The sequence below is a fragment of the Hugonella massiliensis genome (assembly GCA_001486445.1).
GTDB classification, from domain to species: domain Bacteria; phylum Actinomycetota; class Coriobacteriia; order Coriobacteriales; family Eggerthellaceae; genus Hugonella; species Hugonella massiliensis.
On record LN908982.1, the window covers coordinates 32,649 to 57,678 of the forward strand.

Consider the following 25,030-nt stretch of genomic DNA (forward strand, 5'->3'; position numbering starts at 1 on the left):
CCCCTCTTCGGAAGCTCCTACTTGCGGAAACGGTAGCCGTATCCGCGCACCGTTTCCACGATTGCCGGATCGTAGCCGGCGGCCTTGATCTTGTCGCGCAGGCGCTTGATGTGCGTGTCGACGGTCTTGGTTTCGGTGAGGTATTCCCAGCCCCAGGCATCGCGCAAGAGGTCCTCGCGCGACACGACGTTGCCCGCATGCTTCATGAGGGCGGCCATGAGCTCGAACTCGCGCGGGGTGAGGTCGATCGGGCCCTTGTCGCCTTCGGCGGTGTGGGCGTCCTCGTCGAGCGTGATGCCGCTCGCGGTGAGGGTGTGGGCGGTTTCCATCTGGCCGCTGCCGCGACGCAGGAGGGCGCGGACACGGGCGATGAGCTCGCGCAGGCCGAAAGGCTTGCTCAGGTAGTCGTCACCGCCGATTTCCAGGCCAACCACCTTGTCGAGTTCGGTGTCGCGGGCGGAAAGGAAGAGCACGGGCGCGCTCGTCTTGCTGCGCAGGCGGCGGCAGAGCTCGTAGCCGTCCATCCCGGGCAGCATGATGTCCAAAATGAAGAGGTCGTAATCCTTCTTGTCCGCCATTTCCAGGGCGTCTTCGCCGTTGGAAGCCACGTCGGCTTCAAAACCCTCCTTCTGAAGGGCATAGCTCACGAAGTCGGTGATCGTGGATTCGTCATCAACGCAAAGGATGCGTGCGGGAGTTTCGCTCATATGAGACCTTCTTGCAACAGGGGTTTCCGGGCGCGCTGCTCGACGCAGGCGGCGGCGCTCTCATCCAATTGCTAGTATCATATCACCGCATATCACTAGGAAATCGCGCTGGAAGGCGGCGTGCATATGTTACTCACTATCGACGTTGGCAACACGCAGACCGTGCTCGGCGCCTACCAAGGGGCCCGTCTCGTGCAGATGTGGCGGATGGGAACCGACCCGCAAGCCACCGCCGACGAGGTGGCTGCGCGCCTGGCGGGCCTTATCGCCATCGCGGACATCGACGCCCGCGCCATAGACGGGGTCGTCGCCGACACCGTGGTACCGGCGCTCAAACACCTCTGGAAGAAGGTGGCGCGCGGGCTGTTCGGGGTCGAGGCCCTCTTCGTCGACAAGGACACGGCCCCCGACCTGCTCGACGTGACGGCCTACGCACAGACGCTCGGCACCGACCGCATCGTCGACGCGATCGCCGCCCGCGCCCTCTACGGGGCGCCGGCGATCGTGCTCGACCTGGGCACTGCCACCAACATCGAGGTGATCGGCCCCGACGGGCGCTACAAAGGCGGCGCTATCGCGCCGGGCCTGCAGACCTCGATGAACGCCCTGGTGAGCGGAACGGCCCAGCTGCCCGCGATCGAGCTCGTCGACCCCGGGACGGCAATCGGCACCGACACGGTGCAGGCCATCCAGATCGGCGTGGTCTACGGGGAAGCGGCCCGCATGGACGGGCTCGTGCGGCGCATCGAACGAGAGCTCGGCTGCGCGGCCACCGTGGTGGCCACCGGCGGCTTCTGTCGCCTGATCGGCCCGCTTGCCGAAACCGTCGACGAGGTAAACCCCGAGCTCACCTTGCAGGGCCTGCGCATCGTCTACGAGCACGTACACGGCAGGGGCCAAGCCTAAGCGGACGCCGGGACTGGCTCGGAGCCGCACAGCCCGAAGAGGGCGGCACACGCACGCCGCGCGCCCTGCGGACTGTCTCTTATACACACCTAGATGTGTATAAGAGACAGGCAGGTCGTCAACCAGGTGGGGAAGGCGATCGCGTACGGTGGGTAGCGTGGGCGCGAACCTCGTCGTCGGCATAGCGGGCGCGCAGCTGGGCGGCCGGGCCCACGAGCTCGCGATCGCTACGCGCCACCGCCTGCGCCACCGGCACGGCAGCGGCGATCTTCACCGCGTCCGGCACGATGAACGGCGCCACGCCCACCGCGAAGGCGGCCTCGGCCGAAAGGCCGTTGACCGCCATGAGCTGGAACCACCCCAAGGCATACACGATGGCGAGGAAGACGAAAGCGAGCACGTAGTCGACGGCGATACGCTGCTTCTTGTTGACCAGGCTGCGCAGGACGACGAAGACGATGCCCGCCACGAGAAAGCCCCACAGGAATCCGCCCGTGGGCCCCATGATCACGCCGATGCCGCCCTTCATCCCCGAAAAGAAAGGCAGGCCGATCGCGCCTGCGAGCAGATAGATCGCGATAGCCGACACGGCCTCGCGCGGCTTGAGCGCTATGAGCACGAGCATTTCGGCGAAGGTCTGCAGCGTGACGGGCACCGGCCCGATGGGCACGGTGATCCAGGCGGACACGGCGAGCAGGGCGACGGAAATGCCGCAGAAGGCGACGGATCGGGCACGCGACGAGGCGGCGGTGACGGCTTTGGGCATGGCTTGCGCTCCTAAGGGTTCGGCGGGTACGTTCAAACAACGTGTCGCACTATAGCCAAGTGGAGCATCCTTGTAAACCATTCTGTTTCAATTGGTTTACAAGTGAGACAACAGGATGCGTCCCCGTTGTCACAAGTGGGACAACGGGGACGCATCCTGTTGTCACTCTTTCACGAAGACGAAGGTGAGCAGGGCCATCCCCACCGTGAGCGCAAGCGAGAGCGCCATCGCCGCATCGACGCCGGCCGCCGTCACCGATCCATCGGTCGCCCCGCCGGCCATGAGCAACACCATCGCCGAGGTGCCGATCGCCGCAGCGATCTGGCGGGCGGCGTTGGAAATCGACGTGGCGTCGGCAACCTCGGCACGCGGCAGGCCGCGCACGCTCCAGGTGGTGTAGGGCACGATAAGGGAGGAGATACCGAAGGCACGCACCGCCTGCAGGGCCATGACCTGGGCAAGCGAATCCATCGCACTGAGGTGCAGCATGAGCACGGTGCCCACCGTGAGCAGGGTGGACCCCAGGACGCAGACGAAGCGGGCGCCCATCCGGTCGGTGAGCACGCCGCCCAGAGGTGACATTACCAAGGCGGCCACCGTGCCGGGCAACAGCGCCATCCCCGCCTGCAGGGCGTCGAATCCGTGCAGTTTCTGCAGCTCAAGCGGCAGCACGAGGGTCACGCCGATGAAGGCGCAGAAGAGCAGCGACACCATGACGGTGCCCAGAGAGAAATCCCGCGCGCGGAAGGGAGCCAAACGGAGCATGGGGTTGTCCACCCGCCCCTCGCGACGCACGAAGAGGAACACGAAGACGCACCCCACGGCGATCGGCACCAGGCAGGCCGGGCTCGCCAGGCCCGTTTTCGCCGCGTTCGACACGCCCAGCAAAAGGCCGCCGAATCCCAGAATCGAAAGGAGCAGGGAGGGCCCGTCGAGGCGGGCCGCATCGTCGCCGGGACGCGCGTCCTTAAGGCAGGCCGCCATAGCCGCCATAATCGCCAGCGAAAGTACGAAGGCGCCCGCGAAGAAGACACGCCAGCCCAACAGGGCCGTTACCGCGCCCGCAATCGTGGGTCCCACATTGGGAGCGAAGCCGAAGGTAAGGCCCACGAAGCCCATGATGGTGCCCCAGCGCTGAGGCGGGAAACGCGTGAAGACCACCACCTGCACCAGGGGCATAAGGACGCCCGTCGCCACCCCTTCGATGGCACGCCCCGCGAAGAGCACCCAGAAATTCCTTCCTGCCCCCACAAGGGCGATACCCACCGCGAACACGAGCATCGACGGCACGCAGAGCCGTCGCAGGCTAAAGCGCCGGGACAGGAAGGCCACCACCGGCATCGTGACGCCCAGGCAGAGCTGAAAAATCGTCACGAGCCACTGGCCCGTGGCCACGTCGGTCCCTATTTCGGGAAGCACCGCGGGCAGCATGGTGTTCATGGCCGTTTGCGAGATGCCGCACAGCATGGTGCCGCAGATCATGATCGCCAGCACGCCGTAGCGTGCGCCGGGCCCGGAGTCCTTCCCTTGCGCCGTCATTTAGAAGGTCGCTTCCAACTCGCCCCGCTCGAGCCGGCCCATCCGGCGGGATTCGTGCACCATGAACAGAATCGTGGTGAAGATAGCCAGGAAGTCCGCTACGGGAACGGCGAAATAGAGGGCGTCCAGGCCGGTGAGCTGGGGGAACCAGACCGGCAGGACGGTGGGCAGCCACAGGTAGAGCGGAATGAGGAAGAGCACCTGGCGCGTAAGGGACAGGAAGGCCGATTTCATCGGCTGACCCGTTGCCTGGAAGTAATTGGACCCCACGATCTGGAAGCCCACGAAAGGCAGCAGCATGAGCTGGACCTTCAGCGCGAAGACGGTGAAGTCGACGAGGTTGGGGTCGGCAATGCCGAAGGCCGCCACAATCTGGTTGGGGAAGAGGTGCACGATCGCCCACATGAAGATGGAAATCGCCGTAGCCCCCGCAATGCCGTCCTTCAAGGTGGTGCGCACACGAGCGAATAGGTGGGCGCCGTAGTTGAAGCCTAGCAGCGGCTGGATAGCAATCGCCACGCCCACCAGGGGCATGACCGCGACCATGGCCACGCGCTGTACGACGCCGATCGACGCAAGAGCCTCTTCGGCCCCCATGGGCGTGAGCGCCCCGTATTTCACGAGCAGGTTGTTGAGCACGAAGTTCACCACGGCGGCAGCCGCCTGCACGGCGAAGCTCGCGAAGCCCAGCGACAAGATCAGGTGCACCACACGCCCCTTCAAGGGCATAAAACGGGCGTGCAAGCGCAGGGGGACGTTCTTCTTCACCGTGAAATAGAGCAGGACGAGCACCGCCGTCACGGCCTGACCGGTGAGGGTGGCGCAGGCGCTTCCTACCGTGCCAAGGTGCATGACCATCACGAACAGGTAGTTGGCAACGATGCAGACAAGAGTGCCGATCGCGTTCGTGCCCAAGGCGATGTTGGGGCTGCCGGCCGTTCGGATGAAGTTGTTAACGCCGAAACCGAAGCACTGAAGAATGAAGCCCGCCGAAAGAATCTGGACGAACTGCTTGGTGGCGTCCCACACCTCGGGGGTCGTACCCGAAATGGACAGCAAGCAGTTGATGCAGGGCTCGATAAAGGCGATGACGGCGACGAGGGCGGACACAAGAATCGTCAGGGTGGTCGTGTTGCCCAGGGTGACTTCGGCGCCCTCGCGGTCACCCTCGCCCAAACGCAGGGCCGTCAGGGCATTGCCGCCGTTGCCGATAAGCATGGCGATGGCCATGAAGATGATCATGATAGGCATGGCGGCCGTGGTAATCGCAAGGCCCGTCGGCCCCATGGCCTGGCCCAAAAAGATCGAGTCGACGATGTTGTAGGCGGCACCCACCAACATGCCCACGATGGACGGGATGGCAAATTCGGTGATGAGGCGCGGAATCGATTCCGTTCCCATGCGCGAGACCTTGTCGTCGCGCGTGGGATGCGCTGAGTCGCTGCCCACGCGCGAGGGCGCGCCGGGTGCCTCCGCTTCGATATGCTGTTCGGTTTCGTTCATGATGCTCCTTGCAGGTATGACCGATTAACGGTACGCCGCAATCAAGGAGAAAGCATGAAGGCCTAGATGCGCGTAGCCTTCCCCACCCGCACCGTATGTTCCGTGACCGGGGTGCCATCGGAAAGGACGTGACGGGGCAGAAGCTCAAGTAGGGGCTTCACGACAAAGTCGCGCTCGGTGAGCAGGGGGTGCGGCAGGGTGAGCTGTTCGTCGTCGCTCGCGTAGAGCTGGTAGTCGAGGATGTCGATGTCGCAGGTACGCGGGCCGTTGGCCTCGGCGCGCACGCGGCCCAGGTGGTCTTCGATCGTATGCAGGAACTGAAGGAGGTCGCGCGGGGCCAAGCCCGTGCGCATGAGGACGACCGCGTTCACGAAGGACGGCTGGTCCTCCTTGTAGGCCGGATCGCTTTCGTACATGCTCGACACGTCGATGACCTGGCTGTCGGGCAGCAGGCAGAGCTCGCCGATCGCCTGGTTGATCATGGCCACCTTGCCCTCGCGCTCTTCGCCCGGATTGGCCACGAGGGGGACGTTGCAGCCAAGGCCCAGCAACACGTAGGGGCGCACGTCGGCAAGCTTTTCCACCGTGAGAGGAACGTTGTGCACGCGCACGATCGACGCCCCCTGCTCGCAGGCCAATAGCGCTTCCTGGGCGCTCGCCTCGTCACGGTCGGCCGGCACGTCGATGCCGTACATCTTGCCGATATAGCTCTTGCGCGACAGGGCCGCGACGACGGGGTAACCGGTGCGCGCGAACTCCTGGATGTTGCGCACGAGCTCGGTGGTCTGGCTGGCCGTCTTCCCGAAGCCCGGGCCGAAGTCGATGGAAATGCGCTCGCGGGCGACGCCGTGCTCTTCGAGCATATGAGCCTGGGCGACCAGGTAATCGCGGACCTCGGTCACCACGTCGTCGTAGTGCGGGGCCTCCTGCATGGTCTTGGGCTCGCCCTGCATGTGCATCACGATGAGACCGGCCTCGCTCGCGGTCGCCACCTCGACCATGGCGGGGTCGCGGAAGCCCGACACGTCGTTTACGATGGACGCCCCCGCCTCCACGCAGGCCTGGGCCACCGGGGCGTGGCGGGTGTCGATGCTCACGCAGATGCCATCGGCAGCCAGACGGCGCACGACGTCGACCACGCGGCGCAGCTCCTCTTCAACCGGCACTTCGGCAGAGCCGGGGCGCGTCGACTCACCACCGACGTCGATGATGAGGGCGCCCTCTTCGTGCATTTTCTTCCCGGCCGCCACGGCCGCATCGACGTCGGCGTAGGAGCCGCCGTCGGAAAAGGAGTCGGGCGTGACGTTCAAGATGCCCATGACAACGGGCAGCTGGGTATCGAAGGCATAGGTGCCGCATTTCCAAATCATGATGCGCTTTCCTTCCAGGGAGATAAACGGCAAGAAAAAAAGCCGTCGGCACGGAGCCGACGGCTAAGGGGTTACGCGTGCGGATCGGTCGGGTCGTGCGCGGGAGCCGCAGAATCGGGCCCGGGCGCCTGAGGCGCGGCCGAGGTGGCGGGAGCTGACGGAGCGGGCTCTTCGCGGTTGACCACCGTGGTCGCCGCCTTTTCGCGAGCCGCACGCCCCTCCTCGCTCTGCTCGTGTTCCAGGTACTCGTTCCAGGTGTTGTTGAGCAGGGCCTGACAGGCTTCGCCGTCGATCGTCTCGCGCTCGAGCAGGACGTTCGCCATGAGGTCCATCTGGTCTTTGTGGGCCGACAGAATCTCGTAGGCGGTGTCGTGGGCCTGCTTCATGATGCGGGCAACCTCGTCGTCGATGCGGCGGGCGGTCTCTTCCGAATAGTCCTGGGTGTTGCCGTAATCACGGCCCAGGAAGACCTCGTGGTTGGGTTGGCCGAAAATCTGCGTGCCCAGCTCCGTGCTCATGCCGTACTGGGTGACCATCTGGCGGGCCATCTTGGTGGCGCGTTCCAGGTCGTTGCTGGCGCCCGTCGTGATGTCCTCGCAGAAGATTTCTTCGGCGACGCGACCGCCCAGAAAGACAGCGAGCTCCTGCAGCATTTCGTTACGGCTGTTGAGCACCTTGTCTTCCTTGGGGATCGACAGGGTGTAGCCCAGGGCACGGCCGCGCGACACGATGCTGATCTTCTGCACCGGGTCGGCCAGCGGCAGGGTGTGACCCACCAGGGCATGGCCGCTTTCGTGGTAGGCGATCGTCTTCTTGGTGTGGTCGTCCATGACACGGCCCTTGCGTTCGGGACCGGCGATGACGCGCTCCATCGATTCCATGACTTCCTGCTGAGAAATGACCTTCTTGCCGCGGCGGGCGGTAAGAAGGGCCGACTCGTTGAGGAGGTTGGCCAGATCGGCGCCCGTGAAGCCCGGGGTGAGCTTGGCTATGCGGTCGAGGTCGACGTCCTGGGCGATCGGCTTGCCCTTGGCATGCACTTCGAGGATGCGCTCGCGGCCGCGCACGTCGGGCACGTCGACCACAATCTGGCGGTCGAAGCGGCCGGGGCGGAGCAGGGCCGGGTCGAGCACGTCGGCACGGTTGGTGGCGGCGATGAGGACCACCGAATCGTTGGCCTCGAAGCCGTCCATTTCCACGAGCAGCTGGTTCAAGGTCTGCTCGCGCTCGTCGTGGCCGCCGCCCAGGCCGGCGCCGCGCTGGCGACCCACGGCGTCGATCTCGTCGATGAAGATAATCGACGGGGCCGCTTCCTTGGCCTGTTTGAAGAGGTCGCGCACGCGGCTGGCGCCCACGCCCACGAACATCTCGACGAAGTCGGAGCCCGAAATGCTGAAGAAGGGGACGCCCGCCTCGCCGGCCACGGCCTTGGCGAGCAGGGTCTTACCGGTGCCCGGAGGGCCCACCAGCAGGCAGCCACGCGGGATGCTCGCGCCCACTTCCTGGTACTTCTGGGGATTGGCCAAGAAGTCCTTGATCTCCTTCATTTCCTCGACGGCCTCGTCGACGCCAGCGACGTCGGAGAAGTGCACGTCGGGGCGCTCTTCGTTGGCGAGCTTGCCCTTGGTGCGCCCGAAGGACATCTGGGAATTGTTGGCCTTGCTCATCTGGTAGAACATCCAGATGAAGAAGACCGTGAGGATGATCATGGGCAGGTACGAGATGAGCGCGCTCATAAGCCCGCTCGGCAGCGAGACCTCGTAGTGCACGTTGGGATGGGCCGCCATGAGCTCGCTGAGCGAGTCGTTGCCCACCCAGGTGGTGGTGAAGTGGCGCTCCTCGCCCAGGTTCTGCTCGTCGAGGTCCTGAGTTTGCACGCCCGCACCGATCGAGGCGCCGTCGCTCGTCTTCTGCACGCCGAGCGCCGAGTTCAGGGCGCTGAAGGCGGTGTTGAAGGCGTCGGTCGCCGAAGAGCCGGCGGTCGCTGCCGGGTAGTAGGTACCCGTGACCGTGTCGCTGCCGGTGTCGTAAGTCACCGACGTGACGCGGCCGTCATCGACGGCGGAAATGAAATCCGACGTGATGAGCGTGTCGGTCTGGGTTTGCTGGGAAGGTCCGCCCACGCCCGCGAACTGGGCGCCCAGGAACACGAAGATGAGTACCATGAGGATGGTCCACACAATCGTGGTGCGGGAATTGGGCATCTTGGGTGGTTGTGGTTTTGGCATGTGTCCGTTGCTTCCTCTTGCCCGGGCCCGCCCGGGCCTATGAGAGCGCCTACTGCGCCCGTTCGTATACTTCCGGCTTCAGAACGCCGATGTAGGGAAGGTTGCGATAGCGCTCTGCGTAATCCATCCCGTAGCCGACGATGAACTCGTCGGGGCATTCGAAACCAACGTAACGGCAGTCGATGTCGGCCTGGGCCTTGGTCTTCTTGCGCAAGAGCGTGGCGACCTCGATTGACGCGGGGTTGCGCGATTCGAGGTTGCGGATCAGGTATTTGAGCGTGAGACCGGAGTCGAGGATGTCCTCGGCGATGAGCACGTGACGGCCTTCGACCGACGAGGTCAGGTCCTTCAGGATGCGAACGATGCCGGAGCTCTTGACGCCGTTGCCGTAACTCGAGATGGCCATGTAGTCCATTTCGAGCGGAAGGTCGATTTCGCGCACCAGGTCGGCCATGAAGATGGCCGCGCCGCGCAGCACCGATACGACGAGAAGGCTTTCGCCCTCATGGTCGGCCGTGATCTGGCGACCCATGTCTTTCACCCGTGCACGCAGGTCCTCTTCGGTAAACAGTACTCGATCGATGTCTTCGTGCACAGCTTGCATGCGCGCAACCCTCTTTCTGTAGAGCCAGGCGTACGCACCATGCGCACTGCGAACCTGGACATGCCGTAGGTGACGAGTTTAGCAAAAGGAAAAAATCATAGGGATACAATCCGGTAACGCGCCGGCAGACCGCACGCTATTTCCACGGTGCGCCGCAGGCAGAGGGCGCACGACAGCCGCGCGTGCCACGCCCCGTGGGCTTGGCACACGCGGGCGGAGCGCCGCGCTGAGTCGCAGAGACGCGGTCTTTGACGCGCCCCTCCCCCGATTCATTCGGACGCTTGCCCCTTGAGGTCGGGAAAGAGCGCGAGCAGGGTGTCGACGGGCAGGCCCACGATGTTTGCGTAGTCGCCCTCGTAGCGCTCGACCAGATCGGCGCCCGCGCCCTGGATGGCATAGGCGCCCGCCTTGTCGTAGCTTTCCCCTTTGCGCAGGTAAGCGGCGACATCATCGTCGGAAAGGCACTTGAAGGTAACCTCGCTCGTCTCGGAAAAGCCCTGGCGACCCAGGCTCACCTTGCCCTCGTCGTCGACGTCTACCATCCATACCGACACGCCGGTGATCACTTCGTGGGTGCGGCCCGAAAGCTTGCGCAGCATGCCCACGCCTTCGGAATAGGTGTGGGGCTTGCCGAAAATCGCGCCGTCGAGCACGACCATGGTGTCTGCCCCGATCACGCAGGTGCGCCCCGGGACGGGTTCGCCGCCGATCAGGCGCTGGACGACCGAAGCCGCCTTGCGCTCGGCCACGGCGCGCGCCGCCTTAGCGGGGTTGGCGCGCAGGTCGTCGTCGAGCGATTCGTCGGCGTCGGAGGGTTCCACGGAAAAGGCGACGCCCGCATCGTGCAGCAGCTGCCGGCGGCGGGGGGACCCAGAGGCGAGGATGACGTTCATAGGATGCGAGCCTTTCGTTGGGATGCGGGCGCCGGGTAGCGCGCCGCGCGAAGTTACCGAACCGATTCTAGCGCGACTGCGCGGCATGCCGGCCTAGAGGCGCTTGCGCCGGGCTCGGTAGGCGGCCATGGGCTCGAGGCGGACGCCGCGCTTGTTGGCCGAAACCGCCAGGTCGCCCTGGATGTTTGCCGTGTAGCCGCCGATGGGGGCGCCGTCGGCGAAGGCGGCCACCACCGCATCGACCGACGCCGCCTCGACGCGCGAGGCCAAAGGCAGCATGCGGGCGAGCACCCGGTCGACCGCCCGTCGCGCGAGCGGAACGGGCACCGCGCCGAAAGAGGGCAGGAAGACGCAGCCTTCGGCCCACGCAGGCGGATCGGCCGGCGAGACCCATTCCACGTGCGCCCCCACCGCGGCGGCCGCCTCGCGCTCGAGCATGTCGTCTTCGTCGGCGATGAGGTTCATCGTGCGCGTGAGAGTGTCGAGCAGGCGCGGGTTGCGCTCCTTGGCGCGCGGGACGATCTCGTGGCGGACGAAGGCGCGGAAGCGGTCGGTGTGGGCGTTGGTGGCGTCCTCGCGCCACAGGGCGCCCGCCTCGTCGCGCACCAGAGGCACACTCGCATCGGCCGCGGCATCGAGCGCGCGGCGGCGCAGGTAATCGCGCAGGTCGCCGCGGCCCACGTCGAGGCAGGGGCGCACGACGTTGCCGTTGGCGTAGCGCATCGATCGAAAGCCGCCCGGCCCCGTCCCCACGATCGAGCGCATATAGAAGTTCTCGACCCGGTCGTCCTGGGTGTGGGCAACGAAGATGCGGCCCTCGTGCACGGGCGCGCCCGCTTGTAGGCAGAGCTTCTCGAGCGCTTCGTCAGCCGCATGGTAGCGCTCGCGGCGGGCCACGGCTTCCAGGTTGCCGCCCGATTCGCCAACGAGCCGAGCCACGTCGACGTTGGCCAGGAAGAAGGGCACGCCGAGCGCCGCGGCCAGGGATTCCACGAAGGCGGCGTCGGCGTCGGCGTCGGCCCCGCGCAGATGGTGGTTCACGTGCAGGATGCCCACCGGGCCCACAGCGCCCGCAGCCGCACGATCGCAGACCAGATAGGCCATAGCCGTGGAATCCGACCCGCCCGACACCATGAGCAGCACGGGAGTCGCCGAACCCGCCAGGCTGCGTTCGGCTATCGTGCGCGCCACGCGTTCTTCGGTCGATTCGCGCAGGACCGCCATGATTCTTCCTCCTTCTGCCGCCAACCGGCATGCGGCCGCCCCGGGGCCGCATGCGCCGTTTCCCCTATTGTGTGGCCGAGCGGCGCCCTTAGCAAGCGGGGTCGATGAGGGACGCGCCGTCGCCTGCGCGGGGAGGCCCGCTCTCGCAGGAGCCGGCGTCGGCCTCTTCGAAGGTTTCGTCGAGCAGATCACCGTAGCCGGTCAGGGCGGCAAAGGGGATGAACTGGCGTGCGCGGTCGTCGCTGGCCACGGCGAAGCGCGGCCCGTTTTCGTCGACGCGCCGGCGGATGTCGTCGAGAATCGCCTGGCGGCGCGCGCGCTCGGGCCCCGAAAGGTCGCCCCAGGCCCGCGCGTCGGGCACCCGGGGGCTTGCATGGTCGCCTTTAAGCACGATGACCGCCCACCTGCCCGTGACGTTCGCGCGCATTTGCTTCGGGAAGAAGGCTCGTGCCCGTGAGCAAGGCGTTTGCCCCGAAGCGCCCGCGCACGGCGAGGGCGGCGCGGGCCACGCGCGACGGACGCAGCGCCCGTGGCCCGTTCTGTAGTACGCATGAAGGTGTTTAAAGGGGACAGGCCCGGGAGGGCACGAGCCCCGTGAAGGCCACCTGCAAACGACGCACGAGCGCCGCCGGCTCGACATGCGCGTCGTAGATCGCCAAGCAGGCGTCCGTCAGGTCGGGTTCGGCACACGTGGCCTGCGCAAGTCGGGCGCTGCCGCCCGCCCCGCCTGCAAAGCGCTCGGCAAAAGCCCCGGCGAAGCCCACCCCCACCGATACGCCCGTGCAGGCCTTGCCTTCCGACACGAGCCGCAGAGCCGTATCGACCACCATTTCTTTGAGCACCGTGCGCGCTTCGGCCGCGGAATAGTCACGCATGAGCACTTGCCCGCTGCCCACCGACGACCCCTTGGGCCGATAGGCGTGGATCTGAGCGATCGTCGTGGGCTCGAGCCCCCAGGCGTGGTCGATGAGCAGGTCGCCGTTCTTACCGAACTCGCGCCGCAGAGTGGCCGGTCGCAGGGCGCACACGCCCGCCAGATCGCGCGCACCGTAGCGCTCGAGCCGGTGGGCGATGCCGCGGCCGATCCCCCATATGTCGGTAATGGGCCGATGGAACCAGATGTCGCGGCGGAAGGACTCCTCGTCGAGCTCGGCGATGCCGTCGGGCGCGTGTTTGGCGCACACGTCTAAGGCCACCTTGGCCAGAAACAGGTTGGAGCCGATGCCCGCCGTGGCGGTGATGCCCGTCTCCCGCCGCACCGCGTCGATCATGCGGCGGGCCAGGGTGCGGGCGTCGCAACGGTACAGCGACAGGTAGGGCGTGACGTCGATGAAGGACTCATCGACGCTGTAGACGTGCATGTCGTCGTGCGAGACGAACCTCAGGTAGACCCTCACGACGTCGATGGACGCTTCCATGTAGCGGCGCATGCGCGGCACGGCGACAAGGTAGTCGATGCCGGGCGGGATATCGCGCACCCGGCAGCGGTTGCGCACGCCGCGCGCCTTCAGGGCCGGGGTGATGGCCAGGCAGATGGTGTTGGCGCTGCGTTCCGGGTCGGCCACCACCAGGTTGGTGGTGAAGGGGTCGAGCCCGCGATCGGCGCATTCCACGCTCGCGTAGAAGGACTTCAAGTCGATGCACAGGTACGTTCTTTCGGGCACGGCCCCTCCCTCACGGCGAATCCACAGTCTGTTCGCTACCATTGAGCGAACGTTTGTTCGATACTAACACATATGGAGGAATGGAAGACATCGGACGATTCGCGTCGGCGCGTTCATCGCGAATGCGTCGACGTCGTCGCGCGCTTTTCGCGGTTCGGCGGTATCGAGCCCGTGGTGGTGCAGTGGAAGGACGGGCGCAGCTTTCCCATCGACGAAGTCATCGACGAAGGCCAATTCGGCGTGATGCGCAAAGGGCGCCAGGTGAAGCGCTACCGGGTGCGGTTCGGCGGCCATGAAACCGATCTCTTCCTCGAGAGGCGCGTGGCCGTGCCGTCGATGGGCGAACCGGAACGTTTGGTCTGGTGGGTCTACGCCTACGACCGCACTCTGCCCGGCGCCAGCGAGAGCGCCTAGACGCAAAAACGCCGGTTCCGCAACCGTTCGCTGGATCATCGGCGCCGTTCGCCCACCTTCCCCCCTGGGGGCGCTATCGCACTCTAATCTGCGATAGTGCCCCGCATTAAGGAAGCGCTCCTGATAAGCGCCCGGGCGGGGCGACAGAACCCGCACGCTCCTCGCGCGCCCTTCGAAAGGAACCGTCATCCAAGCAACCAAAGAACAGATCGTCCAACGCCTCGTCAAGGCCCACGAAGCCTATTTCGACGTCACGACGCCCTACGCCTTCGCCGGCCGCTCCTTCGCGGGCTATGCGGAATTCCATTCCTACGGCGAGCGGTACGTGCTCTCCCGTCGCGCCAAGCTCTGGGAGGCTTCTACGCACGAGTACCTGTTCTTCGATTGCCTCGACCGCCTCGACGTGGCGGCTCTGGAAGATGCGGTCGCCTTCATGAAGACGCACGCGATCGAGAAGGTGCAGCCGGGCCCCACCCACATGTCGAGCGCGATCAGCTTGGTGATCGTAGCCGACGCCGTGGATGAGGACGCGGCGCGGGCCCTGCGCGCCACCCGCTACCGGAAGAACTTCAAGCTGGGGTTCCACGGATGGTCCGACCTGCGCCTGGCGGCGATCGACGCGAGCACCCTGCGCCTCTGCACCAACGGCGCCGGCAAGGTGCTGCGCGATGTGCTGCGCGCCAATGCGGGCCCAAACGAAGCTCATGTGTAAGGAGGAAGTTGCATGAACGCCTTGGTGCTGCTGATCGTTTCAGCAGCGATTATCGTTGCCGGCTACATCTTCTACGGTGGCTGGCTCGCAAAGCAGTGGGGCATCGACCCCAAACGCCCCACGCCCGCCCATGAATGCGAGGACGGCGTGGACTACGTGCCGGCCCCGCCCTACGTGGTGCTCGGGCACCACTTCTCGTCCATCGCCGGGGCGGGCCCCATCAACGGCCCAATCCAGGCCGCCGTCTTCGGCTGGGTGCCCGTGACCTTGTGGGTGCTCATCGGCGGCATCTTCTTCGGCGCCATGCACGACTTCGGCAGCCTCTTCGCCTCGATCCGCCATAAAGGGCAGACTCTCGCCGCCGTCGTGGAAGAGAACATCGACGGCACGGCCAAGAAGCTCTTCTGCGTGTTCGCCTACCTGACCCTGCTGCTGGTGGTCGCCGCCTTCGCGTCGATCGTCGCCAACACCTTCGCGACGGGCTTGCCCAACGCGACCCCGGCCACCAACCTGGCCAACATGCGCACGGCCATGATTTCGGTGCTCTTCATCGGCGTGGCCATCGTGTGGGGCATCGCCACGCGCGGCCGTACGATTCCCGCCGCCGCCAACATCGCCTGCGCGATCGCGGTCATCCTCGTGATCATCGCCGTGGGCTACACGTTCCCGCTCATCTCGCTCGACTACACCACCTGGATGCTCATCCTTGGCGTCTACATCCTCGTCGCCTCGGTCGCGCCGGTATGGATCCTGCTGCAGCCGCGCGACTACCTGTCCAGCTACATGCTCTACGGCATGATTATCCTCGCCGTCATCGGCATCGTGGGGGCCAGCGTGACCGGTTTCGCCACCGACCTGCAGATTCCCGCCTTCACCGGTTTCTTCGCCAGCAATGCCGCCGTCGACGCCAACGGGGCCGCGATCGTCGACGAAGCGGGCAAGACCGTCATCAACAAGGCGGCGCAGGGCGGCTGGCTCTTCCCCGCTCTGTTCGTCGCGATCGCCTGCGGCGCCATTTCGGGCTTCCACAGCCTGGTGGCCTCGGGTACCACGTCCAAGCAGATCGACAACGAGCGCCAGGCCCAGCCCATCGCCTACGGCGGCATGCTGATCGAATGCCTGCTGGCCATCATCTCCCTGTGCGCCGTGGGCTTCGTGTGGGCCAAATACCAGTCCGGCGGCTACGCGTCGCCCACCGCGGTGTTCGCCGACGGCCTTTCCCAGATGCTCGCCTGCATCCCCGGTCTGGAAAACACCCAGGGACTCGCCTACGCCCTGCTCATCCTGGCGGTGTCGGCCTTCTGCCTGACCTCGCTCGACACGGCCACCCGCTTGGCCCGCTACATGTTCCAGGAGCTCTGGATTCCCGTGGGCAAGACCGCCGACGATGTGACGGGCGTGGCCAAGACCATGACCAACCCCTACGTGGCCACCATCATCACGGTCGTCATCGGCATCGTGCTGGGCATGACCGGCTACACGGTGATCTGGCCCCTGTTCGGCGCCGCCAACCAGCTGCTCGCCGTGCTGGCCCTGCTGGCCGTGTGCGCCTGGTTGGGCAACGCCGGCAAGAACAACAAGATGTTCTACGTGCCCATGGTCTTCATGCTGGCCGTGACGCTCACCTCGCTGGCCATGACGGCGCAGGCCAAGGTGGCCGCCATCGCGGCCGGCACGACGGTGTTCGCCTCGGTCCTGCAGCTCGTCCTGGCGGTGATCCTGTTCATCCTGGCCATCGTGCTGGCGGTGAAGGGGGCCAAGGTGATCTTCGGGCATCGCGCGCCCGAGAGCCCCGTCGCCGAATAGACGTAAGCGCCCCACGGGGAGAAGCGGAGCCGCCTGCGCAGATGAAATGCGGGCGGCTCCGTGCGATAATGGCCGCATGAAGACGAAGAATTCCCCCACCCCCTCGGGCAAGCGGCCCCACCGTTCTTCGCGCCCCTCCCGCGAAAGCCGGGAGCTGCGCGAAGCGCGCGCCATCGCCCGCAAATTGAACGCCGAACTCGCCGGCGAGCGGCACAACCCGCACGCCGGCGGCCGCGCGCACGCAGATGACCGCACGCGCCCTGCGCGCAAAGGCGCGTCGCACGGCGGCACGCGTCCCGCCCCCAACGAGCACGGCCGCATCCGCGGCAACGAAGGCGCCCGCAGCGCCGCGCGCAAGAAGACGGGGGCGCGCACCCCGAACGCGCAGGCCGAAGGCGCCCGCAGCGCGCGCCACAGCCACGCGACCGCCGAACGCGTGCCTCGCCGCGCGAAGGCCGCACCCGACACGGCGGGGCCCTGCCCCATCGCGCGCCAATGCGGTGCCTGCTCCTGCATCGACGTTCCCTACGCCGACCAGCTGGCCGAAAAGCAGCGCCGGGTCGAAGAGCTCTTCGACGGCCTCGCGGGCCCCGACTGCACGGTCGAGCCCATCGCCGGCATGAAGGAGCCCTTCGGCTACCGCGACAAAATCGCCTCGCCCTTCGCGCCCGGCCGCATTCTGCCCGTGCAGCCCCACGGCAAGCGCCACGGTCGCAACGAGAGCGAGAAGCGCGAAATCCTCTGCGGCATGTACGCCGCCGGCACCCACCACATCGTCGAAGCGCCCCGCTGCCCGGTCGAGCACCCCGCCGGCCGCCGCGTGATCGAAGCGGTGCGCCAGATCATGGTCGCCCACCGCATCGAGCCCTACGACGAAGACGCCGGCACCGGGCTGATCCGCCACGTGGTCGTGCGCGTCGGGCACGAATCGGGCGAAGTACTCGTCACCGTGGTCACCAACGGCCGTACCTTCCCCAACGCCAAGGGCTTCGCACGTGAGCTCGTGCGCCGCTGTCCCGAAGTCACGACGGTCGTGCAGAACGTGAACACCCGTGCGACCAACGCGATCCTGGGCGAGGAGGACCATGCGATCTGGGGGCCGGGATTCATCCTCGACACCCTCTGCGGGCTCTCCTTCCGCATCTCGTCTCATTCGTTCTACCAGGTCAACGCCGTGCAAACCGAAGTGCTCTACCGCACCGCGCTCGACATGGCGCAGCTATCCCGCGCGCAGGATCGAGCAGGCGACGCGCCCGCGAGCCTGCTCGACGCCTACTGCGGCACCGGCACGATCGGGCTCGTCGCCGCCGCGGCGATGCCGGGGCTGGCGGTCACCGGCGTGGAAAAGGTGGCCTCCGCCGTGCGCGACGCCCGCCAGAACGCCGCGCACAACGGCATCGAAAACGCGGAGTTCATCTGCGAGGACGCCACCGCCTACCTGCGCCGGCGGGCAGCCGAAGGCCACGGACTCGACGTGCTCATGATGGACCCGCCCCGTTCGGGTTCGACGCCGGAATTCCTCGACGCCGCCTGCGCGCTGGCGCCCGGGCGCATCGTCTACATCTCATGCAACCCCGAGACCCAAGTGCGCGACGTGCGGCAGCTCGTGCGCGGCGGCTACCGGCTCGAGCGCCTGCGCGCCGTGGACATGTTCCCCCACACCGACCACATCGAGACGGTGGCGCTCTTAGCCCGAATGTAGACGGTGCGCGCTGCGGCGGGCCACCCGCAGCGCGGCGGTGGGCTTACTCCAGGAACAGGCTGCGCAGCCGGTCGTCTTCGGCGATGCTGAAGCCCACCGCGTCCTCCATGAACCCGTCGAAGCTGCCGTAGCCTTCGTCAATCGCGTCGAAGGCGGCATTCAGGAACTCGGGGCGGGCTTCGAGCAGAGGGCCGAGCATCTGCGGGACCCGGGGCTTCTTGCCCGTCTGCGCCGCGTTCACCAGCAGAGCCGTGCGATGAGCCGCCAGCTGCCAGTTCGACTGCAGGTAGTCGGCGCGGATGTCGGCGTCGGATGCGCCGAGGGCCTTCAGGATCACCGCCGCCACCAAGCCCGTACGGTCTTTGCCGTTGGCGCAGTGCCAGAGCACCGCGCTGCCGTCCGAGTCGACGAGCACGCGGAAGATCTGCGCCCATCGCGGGGCCGTCTGCGGGTCGACCATCCGTCGGTAGATGCCGCACACGTCGTAGGTGTCGGGCCGCCACTTCCCGCGCAGGAACTGGCGCAGGTTGCCGTCTTCGAAGGTGAGCTCCATGGTTTTGCGCATGGGGACCAAGGGCACGTGCACCTGCAGGGTGCCCGGCACGTAGGGGTCGCTCGTCCGTCCCAGGCCGCTGCGCAAATCGATGATCGCGCCCACGCCCAGGTCGCGCACGAGCGCGCGCTTTTCCTTGGGCGTGATATCGTCGATCGACGCGCTGCGGTACAGACGCCCATGGCGCACGCGATGGCCGCCCGCAACGGGGATGCCGCCCAGGTCGCGCAGGTTGAGGATATGGGAAAGTTCGTTCATGGTACGAGTATAGGGGTTGCGCCGCCCCGGCGCGCAAAGCGAGCGCAAAAGGGGCGGGCGCCCGTCGGAACGGGGGCACGGGATACCGGCCGGTAACGTCCGCGGCGCCCGCCGGCGCCGCGACGGTCCGTCGCGCTAGCATGGGAGGAAAGCGAAAGGAGAGCATATGAGGTTTCTCTTGCAATGGCTCGGATGCGCCGTCTCGATCGCGGCCGCCGTCTGGATCGTGCCCGGCACCGCCTTCATCGGCGGCTCGAGCGCTTGGATGAGCGCGGCCGTCGTCGCCCTGTTCCTCGCGCTCATCAACCTGTCGGTGAAGCCCCTTTTGCAGGTGCTTAGCCTGCCGGTAAGCGTGCTCACCTTGGGGATTTTCGCCATCGTGGTGAACGCCCTCATGCTCGAACTGGCCAGCTGGCTGTCAAGCGGCCTCTTCGGCGTGGGCATCTACTTCGCCGGATTCGGGTCGGCCTTCTTCGCCGCGATCATCGTGTCGATCGTCGGGGCGATCGTGAACGGCCTCACCGGCGCGAAAGGGTAGAGGCGCTTCGGCCGGGTCGCGCGGGAGCGGCCGGGTGGGACGACGTCCTCCGTCCCCGTCGTCACGGGTGGGACGACACCCTCCGTCCCCGTCGTCACGAGTGGGACGACACCCTCCGTCCCCGTCGTCACGCGCAGGCGCGGGAGCGGCCGGGTGGCGTAAAGGGACAGGGGCGCTTCCCTCGTGCAAGCCGAAGCTCTTCGCCCGCCCCTTCCCTCCACGCAAAGAGGGGGCCTTCCGCAGAAGGCCCCCTCTCCCGTTGCCGAACGTACGGCGAATCTGCGAGCGCGCTTACGCGGTCGCCAGCGGCGCCGCCTGCGTGTAGACGCGAGCCGCGCATTCCTGGTCGAGGTCGTAGAGCGACTTGGCGTCGCCGCCGAAGAGCTTCATGCGGGCGACCAGATCCTGGGCGTTTTCCTCTTCTTCGCCCTGCTCGTTGACGAACCAGTCGAGCCACTGCATCGTGCGGTAGTCATGCACGTCGTCGGCGGCTGCGTAGATCGCGTTGATCAGCGAGGTGACGAACTTCTCGTGCTCGAGGGCGGCCTCGAGGGGCTCGAGGTCGTTGCCGAAGGAGTTGCCCGGCTCGTCGATTGCGGAAAGCGTGACCTTCTCGCCGTTGCTGTGCAGGTAGTTGCGCATGATGAGCGCATGGTCGCGCTCTTCCTGGGCCTGGATCAGGTACCAGTGAGCGAAGCCCTTCAGGCCGCGCTCCTCGTAGTAGTCCGCGAAGGACAGATAGAGGTACCCGGAATAGAATTCCGCGTTGATCTGCTTGTTAATGAGTTCGGCAACATGTTTGTCCATTGTTGCTCATCACCCTTTCGCGCCGTTCGACAAGCTGCGGGACCGGCCTTCCCGCAACGTTTTTCCTGCGTTCATTTTAGCCCTGTTGCCCGATGACGCGGCAGGTTCATCGAACCGTCAACTGACAACGCGATCGGAGACGACGGGGAGACAACGGGGACGGAGGGTGTCGTCACACGCTGAGTCGCGAGACGAAACGCGCTTCCACCAGATGGGAATCCGGGGCAGGTACGAGACCGATAGCAAATCGATTCGGGGGATGAGGCTTCTACCATGGCATGCGTCTCGTCCAAATGCGGGAAGCCGGGGGTAGCCATGACTCGTTCACCGCGAAAGCGAAGCGAATCCAACGTCCACCACGTCGTTGCGCGCGGAACGGGGCGGCAAATAATCTTCGAAAACGACCGGGACCGTCAAACGTATCTCGGCATGCTTTCAAAGCTCGCCGAAGAGCACGACTGCTCTCTATTCGCCTGGTGTCTGATGGACAACCACGTACACCTGCTGGTCAAGGCCGAGACGGAGCAATTGTCCACCATGATGAAAAGACTCGATTCGGCATATGCCATCGTTTTCAACATGCGCAACGAACACGTCGGCCACCTTTTCCAAGGCCGCTTCAAGAGCGAACCCGTCGAATCGGATGCGTACTTGATGACGGTCGTCCGCTACATTCATCAGAATCCGGAAGTCGCCGGCCTCGGAGCAATGAGAGCGTACCCGTGGAGCAGTTTTCCCGAATACATCGGCCCGGCCAGCATCACCGACACCGCGTTCGTCCTATCGGTCTTCGGCGGGATCGAGGCATTCCTGGATTTTCACGGCGAGAAGGACCCAAGCGCCCCATGCATCGACGAGAACAGGGGGCGAAACCTGCTCGATGCGAGCGCCGCCTATGCAGCTGCAAGCAAGGCTATCGCCCCGGCAAAGCCAGGGGACGTGAAGGGCATGCCCCGCCGCGAGCGCAACGCGGCGATCGCCCGGATGAGGGAAGCGAGCCTTTCGGTGCGCCAGATCGAGCGCCTTACCGGCGTTTCGCGCGGGATTATCGCAAGAATCCCGAGCGGCAAAGCAGGCGGCCCGTGACGACGGGGACGGAGGGTGTCGTCTCACTTTCGTGGGACGACACCCTCCGTCCCCGTCGTCACGAAAAAAGCAGCGGCCCCGGGGCGCCGTTCGAAGCGCCTCGGGGCCGCATGTCGTCGCGCTCGGATGCGCGCTAGAGCCAGGCCACGGTGAGCGTGATTGGCAGAGCCGCCATCACGATCATCATACGCAGCAGGTAGCCGCCGATGAGCACGCCGGCCTCGCTGCCGATGCCAAGCGCACGCTCATTCGCGCCCTTGGCACGCTGCAGGTAGGTTTCCACCAAGGTGGGCCCCACCAGGCCGATGACGATGAAGCCCAGCCAGAAGGCCGGAGCCCACGCCCCCGAAAGGAGCGAAGCCACCGACGCATGAGCCGCATCGCCGGCGCTGTTCACGATGAACAGCATGGCCACGACGAGCACGAGTTCCACCACGGGCATCCAATAGTGGAAGCCCTTGAGCTCATCGAGCTCTTCGGCCTCCTTAGGCGCCGCGATGAGCGATGCCAGGATCACGGCCGCAATGCCCGTCGAGATGGCCGACACGAGGAAGAGCACCGGCAGAATGGCGTTGTTCCACAGCGGGAAGGTCTTCACCACGCCGAGCAGGCAGCCCGTGTAGGCGCCCACGCACACGCCGAAGATCGATCCGGCGGCTTCAAGCCACAGCGGCACCGCACGCTTCACGATCTCGAGGATCGCAGCGATGAGCGCAATCACCTCGAAGGCCGCCAGGAAGATCACGCCCCAGGTCATGACCGATCCCAGGTTGTGCAGCAGCAGGGCGAAGCGCAGCGGGTTGTGGAAGCCGCCCTGGGCGTCGAGCATCAGCAGCACCAGGCCCACGGCCACCACCACGGGAGCGATGAAGTGGCCCGCCTTGCGCGTGACCTCGGCATCGGGGTTCTTCCAATGCACGAACGCGGACGCGATGAACGCACCGCCGCCCAAGCCCGCGAGGAAGAGGTAGAGGGCGATGGGCACGCCCCAGATGGGTTCGAATTGCATATCCATCACCTCACGTAGAATACTTTGGACTTCGTCAGATCACCGGCGATAGGCTGGGCGTTCGTCTCCGCGATGGCCTTCGAAATCTCACTGTCGGGATCGTCTAGATCGCCGAAGATACGCGCGCCCGTGGGGCAAGCTTCGACGCAGCTGCACATGGCCGTTCCGTCGTTTGCCGACACCGTGCAGAAGCGGCACTTGTCGACCGTGCCCGTTTCCTCGTTGACCACGCGCACCTGGTAGGGGCACGCCGCCATGCAGTACTTGCAGCCGATGCAGCGACCCTGATCGACTTGGACGATGCCGTCGGTCCCGATATGCGCGGCGCCCGTGGGGCAGACCGCAGCGCACGGGGCGTCTTCGCAGTGCATGCACTGCAGCGGGATGGTCTCCACGTTCAGCGTGGGATAGACCCCCGTTTCGCGCTCTTCGAATCGAATGAACTGCTCGCTTGGCAGCAAGTTGTTCTGGCGCTGGCACGCGGCCACGCAGGTGTAGCAGCCCACGCACTTCTTGGTGTTGATGAGCATTCCGTAACGAGCCATTACGCATTCACCTTCTTCACCGTCACGCAAGCTTCATGCGACATGGTCGAGCCGTAACCGGGTTCGAGGTTGAACGCCAGGAAGTCGGCGGGACGCAAGCCCACGCCATAGGCGGTATGCTGCTCTTTCACCGACACGCCGTACGCGGAAGGCAGGTAGAGGGCCCCAGGGACGATGCGGTCCGTCACGTGAACGCCGATCGTTCCCGTGAACTTCTCGTTGGACACCTCGATGGTATCCCCGTCCTCGATGCCCAATCGCTCGGCGAACGAACGGTTGATCCATGCGCGTGTCAAATCGTATTTCTTCGTGATCCCCATAAGCGTTTCATTGTTGGCCGTCATCGTGTGGCTATGGATGGGCTGCTTGGCCTCGATCAGTCGAAGCTCGTTACCCATGGGCATCGTTTCGGGTTCGACCCAAGACGGCGTGGCTTCGTACCCGGCCTGCCTGCACGCATCGCTCGCAAACTGGATCTTGCCCGTTGGCGTCTTCCATTTCGGAGTCGTGCCGTAAGAGAAGGCCTTGTCGTTGAAGTAGACCGTGCCCATCTGGCGGGCGGCGTCCACATCGACGCCCACGCTTGCAAGTTGGGCCTTCGCAAGCTCTTCCATCGTGAAATCGAAGTACTGCCCCACTCCGCACGCCTTGGCCAGCTCGGTGAAGATCTCGTCGACCGGCTTGGTGTTGGGGTGAACGACGTCGATAACCTGAGTGCGCATAGACACGCTGGGCACCGCTCCGCTCGCGAACGCCGGCAGCTCCGAACGCTCAAGGTAGCTCGTATCGGGCAGGACGTACTGGCATGCGGCTGCCGTTTCGCTCATCTGCACGTCAATGCACACGGACAAGTCGCAGCCCGACACAACCGAAGCGAGGTAGGAGGGGTTGGAGTACCCGCCCACCATGTTGGCGTTGTAGGAAAAGAAGCCCTTGATCTTGCCTTCGTCGGCCGCCTTGACTGCGGCGAGCGCCGACCCGTCCACCGCAAGAGGGAACTCGTCCGATCCCACCTGGGCAGACTGGGGCTTGGGCGTCGACGGGAATTTCGTCTCGTCGAGTTTTCCCGCAGACACGCCCGGATAAAGCAGGGCGCCGCCCTTCTGGTTGTACACGCCGAGAAGCGCGTTGAAGCACGCCACGGCGCGGGCCAACTCTCCGGAGTTCTTGTATTGGCAGCCGGACGGACCGCGCCAGCCCGATTCGATCGAGCACGCCGGTGCTGCCTCGGCCATCTGATGGGCCAGGCGTTTGATCGTCGTTTCGTCGACGCCGGTCTTTTCGGCCGCCCAGCGCGGCGTGTACTGAGCGATGTTCTGGCGGAATTCGTCGAACCCCACCGCGTTCGCCGCCACGTAATCGGCGTTGTAGAGGTCTTCGGTCACCAGTACCTGGCACATGGCGAGCACCAGCGCAAGGTCGGTACCGGGAGTGATGGGCACCCATTCATCGGCGAATTTCTGAGAATTGGTGAAGCGCGGGTCGATGAGGACGATATGGGACCCCGCCTCATGCGCCTTTTCCACAGCCATGAGCGCTGCGGGACGCAACCCGTCCGCATAGCTTCGGCCGATGAAGATGGTCATCTTGGCGTTGGCGACATCGCTCGTCCAACTGTTCGAGCCGATTACCTGCTTGATTGCGGACTCACGCGATTCGTAACACGCAGCGCCGTGGGTGTAGACGTTCGGCGAGCCCAACGCAGCCATGAAGCGTTTCGCATAGTAGGAGCCTGAAGGACGCGGGTCCTGCACCATCATGAGGGCGCCCGGACCGTCGGAAGAAACAATTTCCTTCACCTTGTCGCCGATTTCCGAAAGCGCCTGTTCCCATGAGATCGCTTCGAACTCGCCCTTGTCGTTTTTCTTGAGCGGGTCGGTCAGGCGATCTTTCGAGTAGGCGATTTCTGCGTATGCATAGCCGCGCGCGCACAACTTGCCCTTCGCCATTGGGTGACGTTCGTCGCCGATAAGCTTGCGCAGCTTTCCGTCGACGACATACGCCGTGAACCCGCATTTATTAGAGCAGCCGTTGCACAGAGAGTGCACCGTGCTGACGGTACCGTGTTTCTCGGAATCGTCAGCATACGCCTGCTCCCATGCGTCGAAGCTCATATAGCCGGCAAGACCGGCGGCGCCGATAACGCCCGCGGTGCCAGCCAGAAAGCCGCGCCTGGATATAGCGTTTCCTGACATG

The 25,030-nt window shown here is 65.5% G+C and carries 23 protein-coding genes; 7 read left to right on the plus strand and 16 right to left on the minus strand.

The window, feature by feature from the left end:
* Positions 1–17 precede the first annotated feature (17 nt).
* Positions 18–707 (minus strand): response regulator transcription factor, encoded by a 690-nt coding sequence (locus BN3270_RS00330; RefSeq protein WP_058985131.1) that lies wholly within the window; start codon positions 705–707, stop codon positions 18–20.
* 126 nt (positions 708–833) lie between these two features.
* Between BN3270_RS00330 and BN3270_RS00335 the strand changes: the two genes are divergently transcribed.
* Positions 834–1,613, plus strand: a complete 780-nt coding sequence (locus BN3270_RS00335) for a type III pantothenate kinase (protein WP_058985132.1) — start codon at positions 834–836, stop codon at positions 1,611–1,613.
* Between the two features lie 118 nt (positions 1,614–1,731).
* On the opposite strand, the gene BN3270_RS00340 is transcribed toward BN3270_RS00335, so the two are convergent.
* The 10 genes from BN3270_RS00340 to BN3270_RS00385 form a co-directional block, all read right to left on the minus strand.
* The gene (locus BN3270_RS00340; protein ID WP_082673218.1) at positions 1,732–2,379 is read right to left on the minus strand and encodes a biotin transporter BioY; all 648 of its coding nucleotides are present in this window, start codon (positions 2,377–2,379) and stop codon (positions 1,732–1,734) included.
* Positions 2,380–2,541: 162 nt separating this feature from the next.
* Entirely contained in the window at positions 2,542–3,918 is a 1,377-nt protein-coding gene (locus tag BN3270_RS00345; RefSeq protein ID WP_058985133.1) for a DHA2 family efflux MFS transporter permease subunit, read from the minus strand.
* Positions 3,919–5,421, minus strand: coding sequence for an MATE family efflux transporter (locus BN3270_RS00350; protein WP_058985134.1), 1,503 nt, complete (start codon positions 5,419–5,421; stop codon positions 3,919–3,921).
* A 62-nt stretch (positions 5,422–5,483) separates the two neighbouring features.
* Positions 5,484–6,791: a dihydropteroate synthase gene (gene folP / locus BN3270_RS00355; RefSeq protein ID WP_058985135.1), complete on the minus strand. Its 1,308-nt coding sequence runs from the start codon at positions 6,789–6,791 to the stop codon at positions 5,484–5,486.
* Between the two features lie 71 nt (positions 6,792–6,862).
* Positions 6,863–9,019, minus strand: a complete 2,157-nt coding sequence (ftsH, locus tag BN3270_RS00360) for an ATP-dependent zinc metalloprotease FtsH (protein ID WP_082673219.1) — start codon at positions 9,017–9,019, stop codon at positions 6,863–6,865.
* Positions 9,020–9,068: 49 nt separating this feature from the next.
* Complete coding sequence (hpt, locus tag BN3270_RS00365) at positions 9,069–9,623, minus strand: hypoxanthine phosphoribosyltransferase (RefSeq protein WP_058985136.1); 555 nt, start codon at positions 9,621–9,623, stop codon at positions 9,069–9,071.
* A 269-nt stretch (positions 9,624–9,892) separates the two neighbouring features.
* Entirely contained in the window at positions 9,893–10,516 is a 624-nt protein-coding gene (locus BN3270_RS00370) for a Maf family protein (protein ID WP_058985137.1), read from the minus strand.
* A gap of 93 nt (positions 10,517–10,609) precedes the next feature.
* The gene (gene tilS, locus BN3270_RS00375) at positions 10,610–11,740 is read right to left on the minus strand and encodes a tRNA lysidine(34) synthetase TilS (protein ID WP_148335427.1); all 1,131 of its coding nucleotides are present in this window, start codon (positions 11,738–11,740) and stop codon (positions 10,610–10,612) included.
* Between the two features lie 88 nt (positions 11,741–11,828).
* Complete coding sequence (locus BN3270_RS00380) at positions 11,829–12,167, minus strand: hypothetical protein (RefSeq protein ID WP_058985139.1); 339 nt, start codon at positions 12,165–12,167, stop codon at positions 11,829–11,831.
* A gap of 133 nt (positions 12,168–12,300) precedes the next feature.
* Positions 12,301–13,404 (minus strand): Y-family DNA polymerase, encoded by a 1,104-nt coding sequence (locus tag BN3270_RS00385; protein ID WP_271711851.1) that lies wholly within the window; start codon positions 13,402–13,404, stop codon positions 12,301–12,303.
* Positions 13,405–13,476: 72 nt separating this feature from the next.
* On the opposite strand from BN3270_RS00385, the gene BN3270_RS00390 reads away from it, so the two are divergent.
* The 4 genes from BN3270_RS00390 (at position 13,477) to rlmD (ending at position 18,038) form a co-directional block, all read left to right on the plus strand.
* Positions 13,477–13,818, plus strand: a complete 342-nt coding sequence (locus BN3270_RS00390) for a hypothetical protein (protein ID WP_058985140.1) — start codon at positions 13,477–13,479, stop codon at positions 13,816–13,818.
* 325 nt (positions 13,819–14,143) lie between these two features.
* Positions 14,144–14,530 carry a hypothetical protein gene (locus BN3270_RS00395; RefSeq protein WP_058985141.1) on the plus strand — a complete coding sequence of 129 codons (387 nt, stop codon included), beginning with the start codon at positions 14,144–14,146 and terminating at the stop codon, positions 14,528–14,530.
* Positions 14,531–14,542: 12 nt separating this feature from the next.
* Positions 14,543–16,336 carry a carbon starvation CstA family protein gene (locus BN3270_RS00400; protein ID WP_058985142.1) on the plus strand — a complete coding sequence of 598 codons (1,794 nt, stop codon included), beginning with the start codon at positions 14,543–14,545 and terminating at the stop codon, positions 16,334–16,336.
* Between the two features lie 76 nt (positions 16,337–16,412).
* A complete protein-coding gene (gene rlmD, locus BN3270_RS00405) occupies positions 16,413–18,038 on the plus strand; it encodes a 23S rRNA (uracil(1939)-C(5))-methyltransferase RlmD (protein ID WP_082673220.1) in 1,626 nt (541 codons plus the stop codon).
* A gap of 43 nt (positions 18,039–18,081) precedes the next feature.
* Here the strand turns inward: rlmD and BN3270_RS00410 are convergent, their stop codons facing one another.
* The gene (locus BN3270_RS00410; RefSeq protein WP_058985143.1) at positions 18,082–18,849 is read right to left on the minus strand and encodes a tyrosine-protein phosphatase; all 768 of its coding nucleotides are present in this window, start codon (positions 18,847–18,849) and stop codon (positions 18,082–18,084) included.
* A gap of 166 nt (positions 18,850–19,015) precedes the next feature.
* Between BN3270_RS00410 and BN3270_RS00415 the strand changes: the two genes are divergently transcribed.
* The gene (locus BN3270_RS00415; RefSeq protein ID WP_058985144.1) at positions 19,016–19,387 is read left to right on the plus strand and encodes a phage holin family protein; all 372 of its coding nucleotides are present in this window, start codon (positions 19,016–19,018) and stop codon (positions 19,385–19,387) included.
* A gap of 291 nt (positions 19,388–19,678) precedes the next feature.
* On the opposite strand, the gene BN3270_RS00420 is transcribed toward BN3270_RS00415, so the two are convergent.
* Positions 19,679–20,194 carry a ferritin gene (locus BN3270_RS00420; RefSeq protein WP_058985145.1) on the minus strand — a complete coding sequence of 172 codons (516 nt, stop codon included), beginning with the start codon at positions 20,192–20,194 and terminating at the stop codon, positions 19,679–19,681.
* A 315-nt stretch (positions 20,195–20,509) separates the two neighbouring features.
* Here BN3270_RS00420 and BN3270_RS00425 point away from each other — a divergent pair, with 315 nt between their 5' ends.
* A complete protein-coding gene (locus BN3270_RS00425) occupies positions 20,510–21,280 on the plus strand; it encodes a transposase (RefSeq protein WP_058985146.1) in 771 nt (256 codons plus the stop codon).
* Positions 21,281–21,413: 133 nt separating this feature from the next.
* Here BN3270_RS00425 and nrfD read toward each other — a convergent pair whose 3' ends face one another.
* Genes nrfD through BN3270_RS00440 form a run of 3 tightly spaced genes read right to left on the minus strand, consistent with a single transcriptional unit; the run spans position 21,414 to position 25,029 of the window.
* The gene (gene nrfD, locus BN3270_RS00430) at positions 21,414–22,289 is read right to left on the minus strand and encodes an NrfD/PsrC family molybdoenzyme membrane anchor subunit (RefSeq protein WP_058985170.1); all 876 of its coding nucleotides are present in this window, start codon (positions 22,287–22,289) and stop codon (positions 21,414–21,416) included.
* A gap of 5 nt (positions 22,290–22,294) precedes the next feature.
* Positions 22,295–22,834, minus strand: a complete 540-nt coding sequence (locus BN3270_RS00435) for a 4Fe-4S dicluster domain-containing protein (protein WP_058985147.1) — start codon at positions 22,832–22,834, stop codon at positions 22,295–22,297.
* On the minus strand, positions 22,834–25,029 hold the full coding sequence (locus tag BN3270_RS00440; RefSeq protein WP_058985148.1) for a molybdopterin-containing oxidoreductase family protein: 2,196 nt from the start codon (positions 25,027–25,029) through the stop codon (positions 22,834–22,836). The genes BN3270_RS00435 and BN3270_RS00440 overlap by 1 nt, the downstream gene beginning before the upstream one ends.
* Position 25,030 lies beyond the last annotated feature (1 nt).